Annotated in this window: 18 protein-coding genes; 9 read left to right on the top strand and 9 right to left on the bottom strand. The window is 45.9% G+C overall.

Translation table 11 applies throughout. The annotated features are described in order from the left end of the window. Positions 1 to 153: 153 nt before the first annotated feature. From glmM to QH73_RS16225, 4 genes are all read right to left on the bottom strand, one after another. Positions 154 to 1,596 carry a phosphoglucosamine mutase gene (gene glmM / locus QH73_RS16210; protein ID WP_039717136.1) on the bottom strand — a complete coding sequence of 481 codons (1,443 nt, stop codon included), beginning with the start codon at positions 1,594 to 1,596 and terminating at the stop codon, positions 154 to 156. Between the two features lie 239 nt (positions 1,597 to 1,835). Then, complete coding sequence (locus QH73_RS16215) at positions 1,836 to 2,135, bottom strand: DUF7734 family protein (protein ID WP_039717135.1); 300 nt, start codon at positions 2,133 to 2,135, stop codon at positions 1,836 to 1,838. Further along, complete coding sequence (locus QH73_RS16220) at positions 2,132 to 2,728, bottom strand: DUF3177 family protein (RefSeq protein ID WP_039717134.1); 597 nt, start codon at positions 2,726 to 2,728, stop codon at positions 2,132 to 2,134. The genes QH73_RS16215 and QH73_RS16220 overlap by 4 nt, the downstream gene beginning before the upstream one ends. 170 nt (positions 2,729 to 2,898) lie before the next feature. Beyond that, positions 2,899 to 3,120 (bottom strand): Calvin cycle protein CP12, encoded by a 222-nt coding sequence (locus QH73_RS16225; protein ID WP_039717133.1) that lies wholly within the window; start codon positions 3,118 to 3,120, stop codon positions 2,899 to 2,901. 298 nt (positions 3,121 to 3,418) lie between these two features. On the opposite strand from QH73_RS16225, the gene QH73_RS16230 reads away from it, so the two are divergent. After that, on the top strand, positions 3,419 to 4,837 hold the full coding sequence (locus QH73_RS16230) for a protein adenylyltransferase SelO (RefSeq protein ID WP_039717132.1): 1,419 nt from the start codon (positions 3,419 to 3,421) through the stop codon (positions 4,835 to 4,837). Positions 4,838 to 4,918: 81 nt separating this feature from the next. Here QH73_RS16230 and QH73_RS16235 read toward each other — a convergent pair whose 3' ends face one another. The 3 genes from QH73_RS16235 to QH73_RS16245 form a co-directional block, all read right to left on the bottom strand. Further along, a complete protein-coding gene (locus QH73_RS16235) occupies positions 4,919 to 5,263 on the bottom strand; it encodes a YunG family protein (protein WP_039717774.1) in 345 nt (114 codons plus the stop codon). 19 nt (positions 5,264 to 5,282) lie between these two features. After that, positions 5,283 to 6,206: a glycerate kinase gene (locus QH73_RS16240; protein WP_039717131.1), complete on the bottom strand. Its 924-nt coding sequence runs from the start codon at positions 6,204 to 6,206 to the stop codon at positions 5,283 to 5,285. Between the two features lie 75 nt (positions 6,207 to 6,281). After that, positions 6,282 to 6,614, bottom strand: a complete 333-nt coding sequence (locus QH73_RS16245; RefSeq protein ID WP_039717130.1) for a DUF565 domain-containing protein — start codon at positions 6,612 to 6,614, stop codon at positions 6,282 to 6,284. 211 nt (positions 6,615 to 6,825) lie between these two features. Between QH73_RS16245 and QH73_RS16250 the strand changes: the two genes are divergently transcribed. Continuing rightward, positions 6,826 to 7,440 (top strand): hypothetical protein, encoded by a 615-nt coding sequence (locus QH73_RS16250; protein ID WP_039717129.1) that lies wholly within the window; start codon positions 6,826 to 6,828, stop codon positions 7,438 to 7,440. Positions 7,441 to 7,515: 75 nt separating this feature from the next. Here QH73_RS16250 and QH73_RS16255 read toward each other — a convergent pair whose 3' ends face one another. Beyond that, the gene (locus QH73_RS16255) at positions 7,516 to 7,692 is read right to left on the bottom strand and encodes a hypothetical protein (RefSeq protein ID WP_165587721.1); all 177 of its coding nucleotides are present in this window, start codon (positions 7,690 to 7,692) and stop codon (positions 7,516 to 7,518) included. Between the two features lie 80 nt (positions 7,693 to 7,772). Between QH73_RS16255 and QH73_RS16260 the strand changes: the two genes are divergently transcribed. The 4 genes from QH73_RS16260 (at position 7,773) to trmB (ending at position 13,427) form a co-directional block, all read left to right on the top strand. Further along, positions 7,773 to 9,578: an ArnT family glycosyltransferase gene (locus tag QH73_RS16260; protein ID WP_039717128.1), complete on the top strand. Its 1,806-nt coding sequence runs from the start codon at positions 7,773 to 7,775 to the stop codon at positions 9,576 to 9,578. A gap of 90 nt (positions 9,579 to 9,668) precedes the next feature. Continuing rightward, entirely contained in the window at positions 9,669 to 11,300 is a 1,632-nt protein-coding gene (locus tag QH73_RS16265; protein ID WP_039717127.1) for an ArnT family glycosyltransferase, read from the top strand. A 166-nt stretch (positions 11,301 to 11,466) separates the two neighbouring features. After that, a complete protein-coding gene (locus tag QH73_RS16270) occupies positions 11,467 to 12,678 on the top strand; it encodes an FIST signal transduction protein (RefSeq protein ID WP_039717773.1) in 1,212 nt (403 codons plus the stop codon). Positions 12,679 to 12,794: 116 nt separating this feature from the next. After that, on the top strand, positions 12,795 to 13,427 hold the full coding sequence (trmB, locus tag QH73_RS16275) for a tRNA (guanosine(46)-N7)-methyltransferase TrmB (protein ID WP_039717126.1): 633 nt from the start codon (positions 12,795 to 12,797) through the stop codon (positions 13,425 to 13,427). On the opposite strand, the gene QH73_RS16280 is transcribed toward trmB, so the two are convergent. Next, entirely contained in the window at positions 13,424 to 14,932 is a 1,509-nt protein-coding gene (locus QH73_RS16280) for a dolichyl-phosphate-mannose--protein mannosyltransferase (RefSeq protein WP_039717125.1), read from the bottom strand. The genes trmB and QH73_RS16280 overlap by 4 nt on opposite strands. Positions 14,933 to 15,560: 628 nt before the next feature. On the opposite strand from QH73_RS16280, the gene QH73_RS16285 reads away from it, so the two are divergent. The 3 genes from QH73_RS16285 (at position 15,561) to QH73_RS16295 (ending at position 20,509) form a co-directional block, all read left to right on the top strand. After that, on the top strand, positions 15,561 to 16,790 hold the full coding sequence (locus tag QH73_RS16285) for a glycosyltransferase family 4 protein (RefSeq protein WP_039717124.1): 1,230 nt from the start codon (positions 15,561 to 15,563) through the stop codon (positions 16,788 to 16,790). A gap of 339 nt (positions 16,791 to 17,129) precedes the next feature. Then, positions 17,130 to 18,332: a glycosyltransferase family 4 protein gene (locus QH73_RS16290; RefSeq protein ID WP_039717123.1), complete on the top strand. Its 1,203-nt coding sequence runs from the start codon at positions 17,130 to 17,132 to the stop codon at positions 18,330 to 18,332. A gap of 38 nt (positions 18,333 to 18,370) precedes the next feature. Then, on the top strand, positions 18,371 to 20,509 hold the full coding sequence (locus tag QH73_RS16295; protein WP_132867158.1) for a GumC family protein: 2,139 nt from the start codon (positions 18,371 to 18,373) through the stop codon (positions 20,507 to 20,509). Positions 20,510 to 20,533: the final 24 nt, after the last annotated feature.

Here is a 20,533-nt window from a genome sequence, read left to right on the forward strand (position 1 = left end):
ACGAATTAAATCCAACCTACGTTGTAAGGGGTCTAGCGGTACTAGCTAGACCCCAAAAAGTTTTTATCAGTTGTCAGTGACTGGTGGTTAGTGGCTGGTGACTAGTCAATAGAATTGCTCCCTCAGCTCCCTCAGCTCCCCCCGACTCCCGAACTACGCTGCAACATGTTTTTCAACAGCAGAAACTAGAGTCTCCGTCCAATGGTGGGTGAGTTCGCTACAGGCGGCTTCTACCATGACGCGAATCACGGGTTCCGTACCGGAGGCGCGGACGAGGATGCGACCGCGATCGCCCATTGCGGCTTCAGCTTGGGAGATCGCATTTTGTAGGGGTTCGCACTGTTGCCAATTCATCCGGCGATCGCGGTTTTCAACTCGCACGTTGCGTAATAGTTGCGGATAGGTTTGAAAGCTTTGGTCTACTAATTGGGTTAAAGAGACTCCTGCCTGTCTAACTAATGCTGCTAGGTGGAGGGCAGTTAATAAACCATCCCCAGCAATACCATAGTGACGGCAAAGGATATGCCCGGACTGTTCTCCGCCTAACATACCTCCAGTTCGTACCATTTCTGCTTGTACGTGTTGGTCGCCTACAGCCGTCCGAATCAGTTTACCACCCTGCTTTTGCCACGCCCGCTCGAAACCCAAGTTTGCCATCACAGTAGAGATAATCAAATTATCTGGCAACCTTTGCGCTTGTCGCAAGGTTTGCCCCCACAAGTAAAGGATGTAGTCCCCATCTACAGGTCTACCTTGACAATCGACTGCTAGCACTCGGTCGGCATCGCCATCAAAGGCAAATCCCAGGTGGGCTGAATTTTGGTTTACGGCTGTTTTCAGCAGTCCGAGGTGAGTGGAACCGCAGTTAACGTTAATGCGATCGCCATCAGGTCGATCGTGCAAACAAATCACTTCTGCACCTAGATCGCGGAATAGACTCGACGCTAACCCAGCTGCTGCCCCCCAAGCCAGGTCTAACACGACACGCATTCCACTAAAATCGCCATTATTGGGCGATAGCGGTACTTTTAAAGATTCGACATAGTTCTGAACTAACTCCGGTCGCCGAACGTAGTATCCCTGACCTTGAATAGAGGTGGGTACTACCTTCCCCCTGATCCCTGCTTCAATTGCTTCTTGTAAGGGTTGAGAAAGTTTAGCGCCATCGCTGCCAAAAATTTTAATTCCATTGTCTTCTGGAGGGTTGTGGCTGGCAGAAATCATGACTCCACCTGTAACATTGCTGGCACTGGTGAGATAGGCAACGCCAGGAGTCGGACACAGACCGATATGCCAAACATCTAGTCCCGCAGCTACAAGACCTTGAGATAAGGCAGTTGCTAGCATTTCACTCGAATTTCTGGAGTCCTGCCCCACGATAACCGGACTGAGATCGTTGTCAGTCTGCTGCTGTAAAACTTGACCTGTCCAGAAACCCACCTGCCAAGCCAAAGCTTCATCGAGTAAATCTCCTACTCGTCCCCGAATGCCATCCGTACCAAATAAAGCTGTAGCGGGAAGATCGAGTTGCGAGTTGCTAGCTGATAGTATATTTGTTTTATTTTGGCGATCGCGTTTATAATTTTGCTTTAGCATAAAAATTTTTACTCCTGACTCCTCACGCAATACCCACGTTTGGAGAATAACACTTCCTTAAAAATTTCGGTAGATTTTTGTAAAACTAAAATATTTTTAGTATTTTCTTAGGCTACTCTTACGTAGGCTTTATTCGCAATCCTACTATCTCTGCGTGCAGCAAGAGCGATAGAAGTCGTAATTTTATTTAAAATTTAAATTTGTTTGCTTAAATTTGCCTGCCAGCAGAAACTTGAGCGCTAAACTCCCAACGCTGTAAGTAGCGGTTGAAATTCCTCCCAAGTCAATCCTTGCTGGATGTATTGGGGAGACTGAGGATTGTAGGGACTGGCGACGCGATCGATCGCCACAATCCTCGCTGTATCTGGAATGACTGGAACGTCTGGATCGAAGGCTGTCGGACTGGTTAACGAACTGGAGAAACCTTTGAAGATGGCAATGCGATCGCTAGCACCGTCAATTTCCACAGTGACGATCAAAACCTCTTGCTTAGCGATCGCCGAATATTTTTCCAGCCGTTTTCCTAGAGAATCTGTCATTGTCTGACTGCAAATCGTCCTTGTTTACCTAGTTTAAGGAAGACAAAATAGATTAGGTACAAGACGTAAACAACTAAACCCATACCACCAATAAAACCGAGGAAACCTGCTTGCGTGTTTGGATGAAAGATATCCTTATAAACCAAAGGAACTTCCAGCCAAGCTTGACACAACGGATCTTGCAGGAACTTGTCTGAAAAGGCACACTGCAAACTTGGTAATTGAGCGATCGCACCGATAATACAGTAAAGTGTCACTGCCCAGCGCCAAGCATTGAAGCTGAGTTTTAAGGCACTACCTGGCAAGTCTTCAATTTCTTCGTTCAGATCGATCCAAAACCACAGGGACAGGGGAATGAGAATGCGTGACATCAATCCGGCAAGGAATCCCACCTGGAACGGTGCGATGGACACGTACAATGCGATCGCCAGCAAACTCGCCACCCGCCAGTAAATTGCTAGCAGGTGTTGCATTGGTTGTACTTTTCGTACGAAAGCCCAGATAATCAGAACCAATGGCGCTATGACGGTAAATAACAGCGCGAGGCGAAAATCCATCCAAATTAACGGTCGAAACCAAATATCGCTTTGCATATATCGGAGGCTAGAGATCGAGGGCTAAGGTTTATGTATTCAACCACCGATAACAATAATAATTGCTAATCGCTAAATGCCAATTATTTGACGAAAAATAGCAACAAAGGATACAGAAAATTTATCCTTGTTGCCATCTAAGTTAATGTTCGATAATGTTAACTCGAACCTTAATCGTCGTAAACGCGGCATTCAGCAGCTTCAGGGTTGTCGTCACAGTATTTTTCTAGAGAAGATTTGGGCTTGACTTGCCGCTTGTGGGAAGCTTCAGCTTGTAGTTCTTCTACTGTGTCCCAAGCTACTGCGCAATCAGCAGAATCCTCACCGCTGGTTTCACAAGCTTGTCTGGCTTGCTCTCTTGCTTGTTCGATTTGATCTTGGATGTTGCTCATAGATATAAAGTAGTCCAGTATTCCTCTTCTCAGTATAGAAAACCTTCGTAATTGTCAAAAGCGATTGTCAAAGGTTTATTCTGCGATCGTTTTGTAAAGCAATCTGGTTTAACCATTCGCTCTACTTGCCTGCGGCAAACGAACACGGCAGTCACTTTTCAATGAATACAAGCAACTACAACCATATTCTTTAACCAATCATACGATCTAACCTCTGCGTGTAGATCGGACAAAAGGAAGAAATACCTACAAGCCTGGATGCAACAATAGACTATACAGCCAATTAGACCTGCTGGTGATGAATAGACCCAATCCTTTTCTGTCCCTCGACTACGAACCTGCCTTAGAATCTCTAGGCGACGATTATTTTGATGAGGTTAGCGCCGCTGAATTTCCCCAGCATATTTTGCGGTATCGTAGCGATCGCCTATTACCCCAAATTGGACTAGATCCCGCAACAGTAACGGATGCAGACTTTATTGAGGCTTTTGGTAAATTTCAAGGACGAGAACCTTTACTAGCACTCCGTTACCACGGCTATCAGTTTGGCGAGTACAATCCGTTTTTAGGTGATGGAAGGGGTTTTCTCTACGGTCAAGTGCGCGGCGTAGACGGCGAACTCTACGATTTTGGCACGAAAGGTTCTGGCACAACTCCCTATTCCCGTGGCGGCGATGGTAGGTTAACCCTTAAAGGTGGGGTGCGGGAAGTTTTAGCAGCAGAGGCTTTGCATTACATGGGTGTGCGGACTTCTCGCTGTTTTAGTTTGGTTGAGACGGGGGAACAACTATGGCGCGGTGACGAACCTTCCCCGACGCGATCTTCGGTAATGGTAAGATTTAGCCGATCGCATATTCGTTTTGGTACGTTTGAACGCTTGCACTATCTCAAACGTGCAGATTTAATGAAGAAACTTGTAGACCACGCGATCGAATATTATTATCCGCACCTTTGGGGTAAATCTGATGCCTATGCCCTATTTTATGCCGAGCTAGTCCAGCGAGTGGCGGAATTAACCGCTCAATGGATGGCGGCTGGGTTTTGTCATGGGGTCTTGAATACTGATAATATGTCGATTACGGGTGAAAGTTTTGATTACGGTCCCTATGCTTTCATTCCTACCTACGATCCGCTATTTACTGCGGCTTATTTTGACTATTCCAGGCGTTACTGTTACGGACAACAGCCAAATATTTGTCAGTGGAATTTGGCAATGCTTCAGAAGCCGTTGAAAGCGGTTATTGATGCAAACGATTTGGAAACTGGATTAGCAAAATTTGATGAATGTTATGCGATCGCCTATAGAAGTTTGATGCTGAAAAAGTTGGGGTTGGCTGCAACAAATTCATCGGAATTGGATCGGCTGTTGCAATTGACGGTGAGTTTGCTTAAAGATACTCAAATTTCTTACCATCAATTCTTTATTCAATTAACGGAAAGCTTTTCACCTAGTTGGCGCGAGGATGTAAATTCTATTTTGTTTTTGGTAGATGTTTTACCGCTGGATTATTGGGATGAGTGGCGGAAACTTTATCATCAGGTTTTAGGTCAACTTTCTCGGGAAGAGATGGATAATGTTTCTCGGAGATTGCAACAAGCTAATCCTCATGTTGCTTTGCTAAGACCAGTTATAGAATCGGTTTGGGAGGCGATTACTCATGAGGATGATTGGCAGCCTTTTTACGATCTGGTGAGGCAGATTCAAGGTGATAAGTAAAAAGATTTGTGTCAGGCAAAGACGCGGAGGCGCAAAGTAAAGACACAAAGAGATTTTTAGTCGATATGTTTATTCTCTTTTCTATATCTGCTTTCTCAAATACTGCTGAAATGCATTTGATAAATAATCGTATTGTGATGCATTTGTATCCGCAAAAGCTTCTTCTCTAGTTGCAGCTAAATCTAAATACTCTAGTGGCGAATCAAATTGCTCTGCTGTGAGATCGTAACGTATCCTGTTTATGTAGTTATAGAAATGCCAGCTTTCACCAACTCTAGTTTTAAGTAATTGACCACCATAGCAATCTTGGATAACAAGAGCAGTTACGCTACATTGTCCTTTTGCAGGATGTTTTTCAGTATAAAGAGAACTCGATTCTGGCGACCAGCATTTGCTAAGTAGCTGTATAATAAATTGTTCGTCCATAGTAATTAGCACCATTGAATTAATTGAGACTGGTAGGACGATAAATTTTACCAATAGAACGATCGCGGTTAATTTCGATCGCTAAATCTACTCGCTGGTAATCTTGAATTAGAGGTTTAATAAATAATTCTGGGTGGAGCGCTTTCCAAAAATATTCTACAAATTGCTCGATTTGTAAATCTGTCATCCCTGTTTTACCTGTGGCTATCATTTGATGCTCGGCATCTTTACGCCACTGTTGGCTGAGGCGATAATCAACTGGGTAAAGTATTATCAATCGGTCTAGTTTGTCCCATAAAGGTAAGTACTCTTGCAATCGAGTATTCATATCGATAGCAAATTGTCGATCCTCGAAAGTATTAATTGGTGGAGGTGGATGGTCAAAACTAGCTGGATCGATCGGTCGAACTCCCACAAACCAACCTTCAAATAGAACGATATCAGCACCATTCACGATTTCAGGTGTACCGCGATCGCCCGCACCATGCCAAGCTGATTTATCAAAACGAGGAATTTCGATAGGTGAATCGAAATCGGATTGGCGCAAACGCTCCAAAACCTGCAATCCCAATTGAACATCGTGAGTCCCTGGTGGACCCCGCCAAATGAAACGCGGGTCTTGCTGTTGTAAAGCTAGGCGATCGCTATAAGTCTTGTACAAATCGTCCAGAGATAAACTCAGAGTTCGGTAACCCAAATGTTCTAAAATTAAACTAAGTATTTTAGCTAGGGTCGTCTTTCCCGTCCCCTGTCCGCCCAAAATGCCTTGAATTAAAGTACGTGGCTGCGCCTGACGGTAGGACGCTATCTGCATAGCCAAGGGTAGCCACAAACGCCGTAGCGTCTCTTCTAACTGCTGCGCTGGCTTGTGAAGGGTAGTTTGACAGAAATGCTCAAAAGTTGGGTAAAAAGAGCGTAAAAGCTGCGATATATCATTGGTCATTGGTAGTTGACGGTAAACGGTTGACGGTGTGAAGACGGTTGACTGACAACTGACAACTGATAACTGACAACTGATTCAAGACCCTAGCTTAAACGCCTCTAGAAACAAACTATAAGTTAAACCAATTTTGAGCGCATTTAGTGCTTCTAGCCACAACCCACGCCTTGCTTGCCAGATACGGTTGTAATAGATGCGATCGATAATTTCGCTGCCAGCAACCAAAACCCCAGCGCCGATGATATCCCAATCAGCCGCTTGTCCGGCTATGGTGGAAAAAGCCGAACCGAGGAAAAAGCCGAATAGCAAGCTGACTATTAATAAAGATAAGCGCCGCCAAGGATTGAAAAACCATCGCTGCGTTGCTGCCGCAATTGCCCCTAAAAGCCCGTTAATTCGAGTATTTTGCATTTTTTGAAGTTGCTGCTAACTATGACACACCAAAATTTGAGCTAATATTTCTTTCGTCGTATTTCATACCAGCTTTAAGCCTGTTTCAATAGTAATAGGGAGGCGATCGCAACAGTTACCAGTTTTACAGTAACCAGTTACCAAAAATAGCATCCCGCTCAATCACCAAACCGCACGTTAACTTCAAAAATTATCTTTATTTGTAGAGAATATGAACGCCAAATCTCCCGTATCTTATCCTGCGGTAATTATTGCTTCTGTATTGGGTGTATTGGGATTGGTAGGGATATTACTGCTGTGGTTTCAAGTCTCGATTACCATCGAACCAATGGGATCGGATACAGCAGTCTTGCCAGGGAAATCAGCGATAAATTCCCCATCTGAAACTGATGTAACTAACAGTACTGACACTGTTCCACCAGCCTCCACGCCATCAGAGCGATCGGTAGAACGTACAACTATAGCCCAGTCAACTCCACAAGCACCAACCGCAGCACCTGTCCCTGGGGCTTTGCGCGTTAGCAATCAAAGCGAGCAACCTTTGCGCGTAGCGTTACTAACAAAACAGCCTGGAACGAGTTCTACAGATAATAACGATAAATATAGCGAACCCATCCATTGGGACTTTGCACCTGGGGAAGGTAGCAGCCAAGGATTAATCTTATCCCTACCTCAAGGCAACCTCAAGCTGAAAAAAGGAGATATCATCGTTGCCTTCGCTGAAGATGGATCGCGTCGTTATTGGGGTCCATATGTCGTAGGCGAGACACCAGCACCCATTTTAGATCGCAAAACTTCTGAGTGGCAGTTAGTTTTGCAGCCTTAAATCGGGAGTCGGGAGTCGGGAGTCGTAGGGGCGGGTTTCGCAAATGGATCGATAACCCAAACAGTAAATCTTCTGTCAAAACCCGCCCGTACAGGAGTCGGGAGTCGGGGAAGAGAGCTGAGGGAGCGCCAGGTTGCTGAGAGAGCTGAGGAAGCAAAACAATTCAAAATTCAAAATTCTTACACCCCACACCCCACACCCCACACCCCACACCCTTTCTTCACTGATAACTGATAACTGGTCACTGGTCACTGGTCACTGGTCACTGTCACCCCACTCCCTACTACAATTAAACACGACCACTCATACGGGTCGTTTGACCGCGCGATCGCATGAAACTGAGTTTGGCTCGCAGCCTCGACCATTGGCTACAAAACAGATCGGATCGGATAGCCTTAGCTTGGCTATTGGCTATTATCTGGCTGTTGCTGCTAGGAGGAATGGCTTTTTTCTGGCGCTTAGGTAGCAATGGGCTGCTGGACGAGACAGAACCTTTGTTTGTAGAAGCTGCCCGCCAAATGACGGTAACGGGAGATTGGATCACGCCCTATTTCAATGGTGAGACGCGATTTGATAAACCACCACTGATATATTGGTCGATCGCGATCGCCTTTCACGCTTTAGGAGTTAACGAATGGGCGGCGCGACTTCCTTCGGCGATCGCGGGATTGTGTCTGGTCAGTTTTTGCTTCTACGTTCTGAAGCGTTATGGCATTGCAGCTAGGGCAAAAAAAGAGTTTCTGCCAGTGAAAAATCGGCTCTCTAGCCCAAGTCAATTATGGCTGACAGCGGGTCTGGGGGCAACTATGCTCGCCCTGCATCCTTTGACTTTTTTCTTTGGACGCTTAGGCTATTCGGATATGTTGCTGAGTGCTTGTTTTGGTGGCGGACTGTTTGCTTTTTTTCTGGGGTACGCTCAAACAGAAATGCCAAAGGTGCGATCGCGATGGTATCTCACTTTTTATATTCTGATTGCCCTAGCCGTCTTAACTAAGGGACCAGTGGGAATCGTCTTGCCAGGACTGATTATCTTCAGCTTTTTGCTTTATCTAGGAAAAGTTAGAGAAGTCTTGCGAGAAATTTATTGGTTGCGCGGGATGGCGCTAGTATTAGCTATTACCGTACCTTGGTATATTCTCGTCACGCTGGCAAATGGCGAAGCTTATATTGATTCGTTCTTTGGCGTTCACAATTTTGAGCGGTTTACCAGCGTCGTCAACGAACACCAGGGACCTTGGTATTTCCACTTGATTGTTGTTTTATTAGGGTTTGCTCCTTGGTCAATTTATCTACCAGTGGCGATCGCCCGCATTCAGCCTTTACAGCGCCAACACTGGCAAGATCGACCGCGATCGCACCATCTCGGCTTGTTTGCCGTATTCTGGTTTGTGGGAGTCTTGGGCTTTTTTACCATTGCGGCAACGAAATATTTCAGCTATACCTTGCCGTTGATGCCTGCGGCTAGCATTATTGTGGCTTTATGGTGGAGCGATCGCATTGCTCAAACGCAAAGTTTTCGCCGTCCTGGGTGGGGTTTTAAACTCAGTTGCGTTGCTAACCTAATCTTCTTAATTGTCCTGGCATTTGCCTGCTATTACAGCCCTAACTGGCTAGAAGACGATCCTTCTATGCCTAATATTGGCGCACGCATACAACAGGCGACTTTACCAATTATGGGGGCGGCGATTTGGTTAAGCAGCGCGATCGCCTGTTTAATTTTGGTACTCAAACGCCAGCATCATCGCCTCTGGGGAGTTAACTTAATTGGATTTGTTGCCTTTTTGATTGTCGTAGCATTCCCCTTCTCTCATTTAGTCGATCTCGAACGACAACTTCCCCTACGTCAGTTAGCCCAAGCTGTTACCCAAGTTCGCCAGCCCGGGGAAGAATTAGTTATGCTGTCTAAGGGATTTCCCAAACCCAGTTTAGTCTTTTATACCCAAAACCCCGTTACATACGTCCTGCGACCGTCCCGGACTTCGCGCAAGATTCGGCAAATACTAAGCGATCGACAGTCGGATACAAAGTCAGTATTATTAATTGCCCCCATTAAAGCTTTATCAAAAACGGGGTTGACACCCCAGCAATCCGAACCAATTAGTCAGGCTGGAATCTATCAATTGCTGCGAGTTAGGTGATTGCTAATTGCTAATTGCTAATTGCTAATTGCTGATGATAACTGATAACTGATAACTGATAACTGATAACTGATAAATGATAAATGATAAATGACAAATGACCAAAAAGTAGCCGCTTTATTAATTGGAGGACTGATATTTAGGATAATCATTGCGATTTTGCTTTATCCTGGTTTTGACGAAGCTTATTACTTTCTCTACACGCTAAATTTAGATTTAAGCTATTTCGATCATCCGCCTTTAGTGGCACTTTTGACTGGTTTTGGTTGTTGGTTAACAGGGGAAGTTTCTCAATTTACGATTCGGTTAGGAACGTTAATTTTACATACAGGTTCTCTATTTTTACTATATTTAAGTGGTGCGAGATTATTTTCGCCTTCAGCCGGAATATTTGCCCTCGCGATCGCCACCCTCGTTCCGATTTTTCAAATTGGTTTTGGTGTTTTAACTTTACCTGATAGTCCTTTAATCTTTTTTTGGACGGCTAGTCTATACTGCGCTAGCTGGGAATTTTTTCCTAAAAAACAAGAAAAAGAGCGCCCCAAAAGATACCAACCCAGCTATCGCTTGGCAATCCTGAGCTTACTAGTTGGTTTAGCTTGCTTGGGAAAATATCACGGTTTTCTTTTAGGGCTGGGGTTAGTTGGCTTTTGTCTGACTCGTTCCCGTTATCGTTCTGCCTTGTATTCTCCTTGGACTCTGCTCGGACTAAGCTTATTTTGCTTGGCAATTTCTCCCGTATTAATTTGGAATAGCCAGCATGAATGGGTCTCTTTTCGCTTTCAATCGCGGCGGGGAATTCCCTCGGGAGGATACAATTTTTTAGATTTATTCGTAACTTTCTTATCTGGAATTGGCTATTTATTTCCCACATTAGGACTTCCTTTGTGGTGGGTTAGCTTAAAGACATTTTTTAGAAACTTGACTGCAAGGTTATCTCGATCGCAGTTTAAGGGAATGGGAAACAGGGAACAGGGAACAGTGACTGGTAGCGATCGCGAAATACTAATTCTCTGGGTTTCTTTACCTCTAATCTTCGGTTTTACTTGGTTAGGAGGATACAAACAAATTTTACCAACTTGGGCTACACCTGGATTTTGGGGAGCGACTTTGTTGTTAGGGCAAGCAGCAACAGCCTGGAAAATCGCCCATCCTCGCTGGGTACGTCGCTGGCTGTGGGGAACGGGAATTACACTTAGCAGCCTCTTGCTTTTTGCATTACTGCACGTAACAACTGGAACCCTACAAAAACCAAGTCAGTATGCTCTATTTGGCGGATTTGTCCCTCCAGAGGACGATCCTTCGATCCAAATATTCGACGTTCAGCAGTTGAGACAGGGATTTGCCACATCGCCAGTTCTGCGCTCTGCTTTACAAAATTCTAGCTTTGTGTTTACCAATCGCTATTATCTCGCCGGACAAATAGGGATGGCTTTGGCTCCTCTTGCGTCAACACCGATAACAACCTTCGATCGCGATTTGAGGGGTTTTGCATTTTGGTCAAAACCCGATGAATGGATTGGCAAAGATGCTTTGTACGTAACTAACAATCTTTTCGTCCAAGACCAAAAATTTCTCGATCGCTACAATCTCTACTTCCAATCAATTGAAAAGATTGGCACTGTACCCATCAAGCGTGGCGGAGCAACTATAGATACTTTTCACATCTACCAGGCAAAAAACCTGCTTAAACCCTATCCGCGTCCCTACGGAAACAAGTAGGTAGAGGCACCACACCCCACACCCTTTCTTCACTGGTCACTGATAACTGGTCACTGACAACTGACAACTGATAACTGAAGTAAGATGCTTGTAAGGAAGATCGATTGCCATAATTAATTAGATGAAATGATGCATAAATCTAGATTGAGAAGGGATGGTAGAACTCATGGCAGATAAAATGCAGTGGGCAAACGCCCTATCAACTCGCCCTTCTTTAGAGGCTGCGGTGGCGGAAGTTGTGGAAGTGGCAACTTCTGCTTTACAAGCACCAATAGATCTAGGTATAGTCTTTATTTCGTCGGCTTTTACCAGCGAATATCCCCGCCTGCTACCTTTGCTGAAAGAACGCATATCCATCCCAGTGCTAATTGGCTGTAGCGGTGGTGGAATTATTGGGATGGATCGGCAAAAACAGACCCAAGAAACAGAAGATTTACCAGCTCTGAGCTTGACGTTAGCACATCTTCCTGGCGTGCAAGTCACTCCATTTCATATCGTTTCAGAGGAACTGCCTGACTTAGATAGCCCTCCCAATACCTGGGAGGAGCTTTTGGGCGTTCCTGCATCTCCTACACCGCAATTTATTTTGCTCGCCGAGCCATTTTCATCTCAAATCAACGATTTACTGGCTGGATTAGACTTTGCTTATCCTGGTTCGGTGACTGTTGGCGGACTTGCTAGCAGCAGTCAGATGGGTGGACGAATCAATTTGTTTTTCAACGAGAAAGTCTACCGCGAAGGGGCAGTCGGTGTTGCTTTAAGCGGAAATGTCGTGTTAGAAACTATTGTGGCGCAAGGTTGTCGTCCGATTGGCAAACCTTATCAGATTGGTGCTTGCGATCGCAATATCGTCTTAGAACTAGAAGCTCAACCCCCCTTGACGGTGTTGCGAGATATATTGGAAGGTTTGAGCGAAGACGATCGCGAGTTGGCGCAAAATTCTTTATTTATTGGTGTAGCGCGGGACGAATTCAAGCAAGATTTAGAACAGGGAGACTTTCTCATCCGTAACTTACTAGGAGTAGACCCGAAGTTTGGCGCAATTGCGATCGGCGATCGCATTCGTCCAGGACAGCGCATTCAGTTTCATCTACGCGATGCCAATACCTCAGCGGAAGATTTAGAATATTTGTTGCAACGCTATCAAATTCAGACTCAATCTTCTCCTGCTGCGGCTGGAGCGTTGATGTTCTCCTGTCTAGGCAGAGGTGAAGGACTCTATGGTAAAGCCAATTTCGATTCCCAGTTATTCCGCCAATATTTACCAGGTCTGCCCTTGGGTGGCTTTTTCTGCAACGGTGAAATCGGTCCTGTGGGCAATAGTACCTTTCTGCACGGGTATACCTCTGTTTTTGCTATATGTAGGGGTAAGGGGTAGGGATGAGGAGCGAGGGGCGAGGAGTGAGGGAAATTTGGAATTAAATCTTCCTGGTCCCCCTTGTCTGCTTGTCCCCTTATTCTTTCCCTACTTCCTACTCCCGACTCCCTAATTTCGTGGTTATTCGCGTTCGTCAACACGTCAATCCTTTAGCTAACAAGTATCAAACTCCGGTCAGTCCGCCAGAGTGGGATAAAATATTTGCTTTGCACGGTCAGCCTCTGCACCTAGATATTGGTTGCGGTAAAGGACGTTTTGTGTTAAAGATGGCGCAGCTAGAGTCTAGTTGGAATTTTCTCGGACTGGAAATTCGGGAACCGTTAGTAGAAGAGGCAAATAAGTGGCGGGATGAATTGGGATTGACCAATCTGCATTACTTATTTTGTAATGTGAATAATTCGCTGTTACCTATTCTCAGTTCTTTACCAGAAGGAGTATTGCAGCGCGTTACGATTCAGTTTCCCGATCCTTGGTTTAAAAATCGCCATGCGAAACGGCGAGTCGTACAACCGGAGCTGGTAGAAGAAATCGCCAAATATCTCATTCCTGGGGGAATCGTATTTTTACAATCAGATGTTGAAGCGATCGCAGTAGAAATGCGCGATCGCTTTCTTGCCCATACTGCATTTCAGATCCAAAATCGAGAATGGTTGCCAGAAAGTCCCTTACCCGTGGCTACGGAAAGAGAAAAGTCTACTCTATCGCGTGGGGAACCCGTGTATCGGGTTTTATTCTCCAAACAAAGTTAAACCCAAGAAGGCAACCACATCCGCCAGCGATAACTTTCAGGAGACAGCGGTAGACCTAAATAAAGCGGCAGCCAGAAGACAAAAGCCAGAAGAATCAGAAATATTGCCGTTATGCCTAACAGCCGTAGGTTTCTGTGGTAACTGCGCAACCATCGATCGACGATCCAAGCCAAGGCTAGTGTAGCAAACACCGAAGCACCCATGTAGTGGTACAAAAACGTGCAGCGCGTCACCCGCATCCACGGTAATAAATTTGCTAACCAATTTAGAGCAAAGTACAAATAGATCCCAATATTTTGAATTCCAGTATTTTGAAGTCTATTTTGAGCTTGAGAAGAATTACCAGTTACAAATACCTTAGCCAAGCCAAACGAAGCGATCGCGCTTTTAGCGACTACCCAAACAGCATACAAAATTGCAACAGCGGAGAACCACCACAAGATCGGATTTCCCATTGCGTGTACGTCGTAGATTACTTTTGCACTCGCTTCTGGTATGGATGGTCCGACGACTGGTACTGATTCGTCAAGAGAAATAGTAGTTTTGTAAAAATAGGCAACCGGACGCAACATTAACAACCAGGTGTACCAGCGAGAACAATATGGATGCACGTCTGCACCACTACCGATGCGTTGGTGATAAAACAAGATCTCGCGCTGCATTTCCCAAAAGTTAGGTGTGGGATTGAGCATGAGGTGAGGAATCCAACTGATACTGTAGATGGCAACGGGGATTACTCCCAGGTAAAAGGCTATTTCTATGAGAGTTGGTAGTTGGTAGTTGGTAGTTGGTAGTTGATTGTTGATTGTTAATTGTTGATTGTTACTCCTCTGCTTCCTTGTCTCCCTTGTCCGTTTGACAATCCAAGCTACGATCCAACACAAATATGCTCCTAATAAGAAGCCTAAGCCGTTCCATTTAATTGCTGCTGATGCACCGAAACCTGTTCCAGCTAGAGTAAGCCACAAGTAGCGCTTTTTTTTAGGGGCTTTCAATGCTATCAACAAAAACCAATGCCCCAGTAGCCCGAAGATGACTAAATATATATTGTTCAGAGCGTAGCGAGATTCAACTAGGAATAACCCATCCGCAGCGGCGAAGATAGCTGCAATTACAGCATAACTGCGGCGATCGCTCAATTGATAAGCAATGCCCCCGACGACTAGCGGCACGAACGAGCCTGTTAAAGCATTCAGCCAGCGATAACTCCAAGGAGAATGCAAAGAACCCGTCAGTCCGTTCGCTATATCTCGGTCGATCGGCATGTGACTGCCCAACCACATTGCGATCGCGATAATGTATTGACTCAGTGGTGGATGGGCGTTAAAAAATTGCGTCTGCGTCAAATAATTGTTCGCAAATTTTGCATAATACACTTCATCGAAGACGAGTGTATTGAATCGACTCAATTGCCAAAACCGCAAGCTAGCGCTGAATGCAAACACTGCAACCATAGCGATCGCTAACCAGGGAAACGGACGCGGAAACTTTCTAGTAGAGGGCATATGATGTCACTCAACTCAAAAGAGTTAGCACATGCTAAAACCAGTTTTCTATCTTAACGACCTAACTGGGCAATGGAGCCACTTCAAAGGTGATTAGACTTGCTTTTGCTAGTTTGTCACTCAATTCAGATTATTTAATGCAGCCCATCCATTTCTAGTTAAACATAAGCTAAACAAGTACTTTTGCCAGTAGTAGCGGCTCTCAGTTTAAAAATATTAATCAATAATGGATTGCTTCTGGTACGGCAAATCTAGTATAAATCTACGTGAGCTAAAAATATTGTTAATTTCAGTCTTCATTCTGTTCGCTCTCAAACACGCAAGCACGTAATCCCAAAACTGTTAAATACCCTGTTTCCAGAAAAGATCGCTCGCTGGCAAAGACTAGACTATCTGTTGCTGTTAAAGCTCATTTAGGCTGAGAAACCTGCAAAATTCTGTCATGTTTCGTAGCAGCCAAGTTAAACGTCAGGCAAAAGACATGGCAGAGAGATTGCAGCAGAGCGAAAAATAACGAGTGCCGATCGAGTAGGTGACGTTATTAACTTGACCTAATGTATTAAATTAGTATAAATTTTATAACGCCAAGTAAAATAGACGAAAAATTCAGCTTTTGAAGCAAACCAGAATGCGAAAACCAGTTTTAACCATTTTTTATCAGTTTAATCCCTGGTTTCCCAGCATAGGAGGCATTCAAACAGTCATTCGATACTTTATCAAATATGCTGCTAGCGAGTTTGATGTCAGAGTTGTAGGAACTTCAGATCGAGCTAATTTCTCTGCTCGAAAGTGGCAAGAAGCAGAGTTGGAGGGAAAAGCAATCCAGTTTTTCCCTCTGCTTACCGTAGATAATGATGATGTTAGAGGCTTGCTGCCGACCACGGTAAAATACACCGTAGCGTTATCGCAGCATAACTTCGCCTCAGATTTTATGCACTTTCATCGAATCGAACCAACGCTAGCCTCTCTGAATTGGCAGGGGGATAAGACTCTTTTTATTCACAACGATATTCGCCAGCAAATGACTGCCAAGGATAACAAGAAGGCAATTTTATGGCGATATTTTCCCGCAGGCTATTTTGCGCTAGAAGGACTATTAATAAAGCAATTCGCCGAAATCTTATCGTGTAATACGGAATCAGTCAAGCTTTATCAACAGCGTTATGCTAAATTAAGCGAAAGAATCAAATACATCAAAAATCCGGTAGATAATGGAGTATTTTATCCGCTTTCTCCCGAGCAACGAGAGGAAGGAAGACGCGCGTTAGCAGCGCGAATGGGAGTCTCTGACGATACTCGCTTTTTGTTGTTTGCCGGACGCTTGCATCCACAAAAAGATCCCGTCTTGCTGGTGCGATCGCTGTTTGCTATGCAACAGCCAAACGTTCACCTCTTAATTGCTGGTGCGGGAGAACTAGCTGAGACGGTAAAAGCAGAGATTGCTCAATTAGATTTATCTCAGCAAGTGACTCTGTTAGGCGCGGTTCCACCAACTCAACTCGCAAAGCTACAACAAGTTTGTAGCACCTTTGTGTTAACGAGTGCTTACGAAGGCTTGCCGCTAGTGGCATTAGAAGCTTTAGCTTGCGGTACGCCAGTAGTCACTACAGATTGTGGAGAAACACCTAAATTACTGAATGCAGGTAGCGGTATCGTCTGTCAAGAGCGTACGCCAGAAGCGATCGCCTCTGCCATAAGTCAGATCCTTTTACGAGATACAAATTATACGATCGAAGCTTGCGTGCAGGCGGCTGCACCATACGGGGTGCGTCAAATTGTCAGGGATGTGTATCAAAACATGTGGGTGCGCTGGGAACAGCGTCAGCTAGCATCTGGTGTGTCTACAAGTTATGTCTAGGTGGTAAACCTATAAATGAGGAAGTATGACAGGGATAAGATGCGACCCGAATCAACTTGCTGCACCTGTGGCAAAAGAAGCGGTCTCCGATGCCAATCTAAAGACCGCTAGGCTCCCAAACACACGTGAACGTAGGAGTCCACTCTTATACTAGCCAACAAAATTTGCCTCGCCCATAGTTTCTCAGGGAAAGCTCAAGATTCAACAACCGCTAATTGGAACGAGTCAGGACAAAAAAGATCGACAAATTGAATTCAGCAAGCCAGCAGTCTTCTAAGCCAATCTAGAGACGACTGGCTTTATACCCAAACACACGTAGATTTAACAGACACACTTTGCATGAGAATAGCCGTTATTGGTGCTAAAGGATTGCCCGCCAACCAGGGTGGTATTGAACATTACTGCCAGGAAATGTATCCCCGTATGGTGGAACGCAATCATTCCGTAGACCTGTTTGCCCGCTCCTCTTATCTAAATTCTTCCTGGCTGGAACAGTATAAATATAAAGGGGTGAGAGTCATTTCCTTGCCCTGTTTGCAGCTAAGAGGAGCAGATGCCTTTTTCACTTCCCTACTAGGGACGATCGCGGCAAGCGGTAATCAATACGACATCATTCATTTCCACGCCCTTGGACCTTCGGTATTTAGCTGGTTGCCGAAATTTGCCTCCACTGCCAAAGTCGTTGTCACCTGCCAGGGCTTAGACTGGCAGCGGGCAAAGTGGGGTAAAATCTCCAGCCGCATACTATATGCAGGTGAACGAGCCGCAGCACGATTTGCAGATGGAATTGTCGTCGTCTCTGACGAACTGCGCACCTATTTCAAACAGACATACAATCGCGACACGGTTTACATCCCCAACGGACCCGCCAGATACGCTCCTACAGATGGTAGTTTTGCCTACGGTACTTCCTTAGGACTGACTCCAGGCAAATATATTACCTATGTCGGCAGACTCGTACCGGAAAAGCGTCCAGACTTGCTGATTCAAGCTTTCCAAAAGCTAAAGCCGCGTGACTGGAAACTCGTTCTCGTCGGCGGAACGAGCGATACTAATGCCTTTGCCACAGAGTTATCAGAACTCGCTAATAGCAACCCTAACATTGTCTTTACAGGAGAACTCCGGGGGCAAAAACTAGCAGAAATCGTGCGTGGTGCGGGATGTTTTACTCTCCCTTCCGATTTGGAAGGACTACCCCTAGCCATGCTAGAAGCCATGCAAGAAGGCGTACCAGTTGTCGCCAGCGATATTCCCGCCCACCAGCAATTAGTTGCTCAAGATCGGGGATTGCTGTTTGGGGCTGGCGACGTAACAGATTGCACCCAGACTTTAGAGCGAGCGATCGCCAATCCCGAAGCACTGGCTGCAATGGCAAATCGAGCGCAAAAATACGTTCAACAGCACCATAACTGGGATGATATTACTACTGAAACTCTGAACGTGTACAAAACACTTTATCAGACAACAACAATCCGCCCCACTGTCGCCAAGCAACTGGCTACTACCCCTCCCGTTCAAGCTTCAGAAAAAATAAGTCGCTAAACACGTTAACCAACAGGCTGATAGATGAAGGTGTTGTGATGGAACAGAAATATGCGCTTTTACCGACAATTTTTTATCGGCGGCGCTTGCCCGCTTTAGCCACCTTCATCTCAGTGATGCTCGGTGCGCTGGTCTATCTGATATTTGCCCCCAGGACTTACGAAGCAGAAGCGCGGCTCATGCTTGATGGCAAACAATTGAGCCTAGCTGGGGAAACAGGACGCGATTTGACTCAAGAATCAGCCCGACTGGACTCCAACCCAGTCGCTACCCAAGCGGAACTCGCCCTGTCCCAAAAGGTTTTACGTCAGGCAATTTACGAAGCGTATACGGCAAATAACCGCAATAGTAACGCAGAACCACCAACGGTAGAAGAACTCAGAAAGCAGTTAAAAGTTAAAACCGTCCCGGCGACGAGCATCCTGGAAATTAAATACAGCAACAAAGACCCCTTAATCGCGGCTAAACTGCTCAATGCTTTAACAGAAGCCATGATTAACGAGGATACGGCAGTGATTCGGCGCGAGGCTGGCTCGGCACGCCAATTTTTAGCTGTGGAAGTTCCGAAAAAACGCGCCCAACTTGCCCAAGTAGAAGCCACGCTATCGCAGTACAAGCAGTCTCAGGGAATTGTCTCGATCGCCGACGACCAAGGACGGGACAATGCCCAGACTACGAGTATCGTCGAAAGTTTAGCCCAGATAGAAGAACAGGAACGCACTACGCTTGCCCAACTGCAAGAAGTCAAAGCACGCAATAGCTCCCTAGAACAGGTGACAGATAGCAGCACCTTAAAAAATACCTACGCCACCGTTCGCAGCGGGCAAAACGAGCAATTGCAAGCACTACGCACGCAATTGGTAGAGTTGGAAGCAAAGGTCGCCAGCGCCCAATCGAAATATAAAGCCGACAGCCCACCACTGCTGAATTTAATTGAAGAACGGGATGCAGCCCGCGCCCTCTATCAGCAAAAAATCGGTAACGAGACTGGCAACCCAGCCGCTAGCGCTCCCAACGCCGCTACTGATAAATTAAGCCAAGATCTTGCCACGCAACTCATTACTGGAGAAGTCGAGGCTTCAGCATTAGAAGGTAGACTCGCAGCAATTCGGCGCGATCGCGCTACCCTTCAAGAACGCCTGAACCAACTGCCGATCCGCGAACAAGGATTAGCTGCCTTGGTACGGCAACGCCAAGAAGCAGTAACCTCCCTAGAGTTTTTGCAGCGCAAGTTAGAAGAAGCACGGATTGCCGAAGCGCAAAAAGTCAGCAACCTGCGTCCGGTTGACCTTGCCGAACCGCCCAGATTACCGACTTGGCCCAATCCCGCGATCGTGTTAGTGCTTGCCGCTGTCGCTGGAGGTACGCTAGCCCTCGGGACTGTGCTGTTACAAGAAGGACTCGACGGCACGCTACGCAACGCTACAGAAGCAGGTAGCCTAGTCGAAGTTCCCATCATAGGGGTGCTGCCTGTCATCTCACCAGAAGTCAGGGGCAAAGAATACGCTGATGCTTTGATGCAAGAGCCAGCGATTCTAGAATCCTATCGCAGCCTGCTGAGATCCTCAGAATTTGCTGCCAACGAGGATATTAAAGTTATCGTCGTCAGTAGCGCTCTGTCTGGTGAAGGCAAATCTTTAGTGTCTTCCTACCTTGCCGCAGTCGCCGCCACCCTATCGCGCCGCACCTTACTCATTGATGCTGACTTGCGTTGTCCGACACAACACAAACTATTTAAACTTGCTGCCAAACCAGGTCTTGCAGAAGTGGCGCAGGGTAAGCTAGCTTTGGCAGAAGCCGTTCAAACTACAGGTATTGACAAATTAAAAGTTTTATGCAGCGGCAGACCGCGCAGCCATCCTTCGGAATTATTTGAATCTAGGCAGATTCAGCAAGTTATCGCCGCTGCTGCGACTCAATACGACCTGATCGTCATTGACACTCCCCCCGTGACGAGTTGTATCGATGCCGTGAGCTTGTGCGGCAACGGCGAAAAACTGCTTCTAGTTGCCCGTCCGAGTTTTACTCAAAGGGATATTTTCACGCAAGCAGTCGCAGAACTGAGAGCGAAACGAGTCGAGATCTTGGGAGTAGCCGTCAACGGAATCGATCCTCAAATCGATAAGTACTACCGTTATGCTTTCCAAAGCTACAAGACTCTGACCAATGTTTCCTAGAACGAGCTGCTAAAACCAGGTGTT

Source organism: Scytonema millei VB511283 (assembly GCF_000817735.3).
GTDB classification, from domain to species: Bacteria; Cyanobacteriota; Cyanobacteriia; order Cyanobacteriales; family Chroococcidiopsidaceae; genus Chroococcidiopsis; species Chroococcidiopsis millei_B.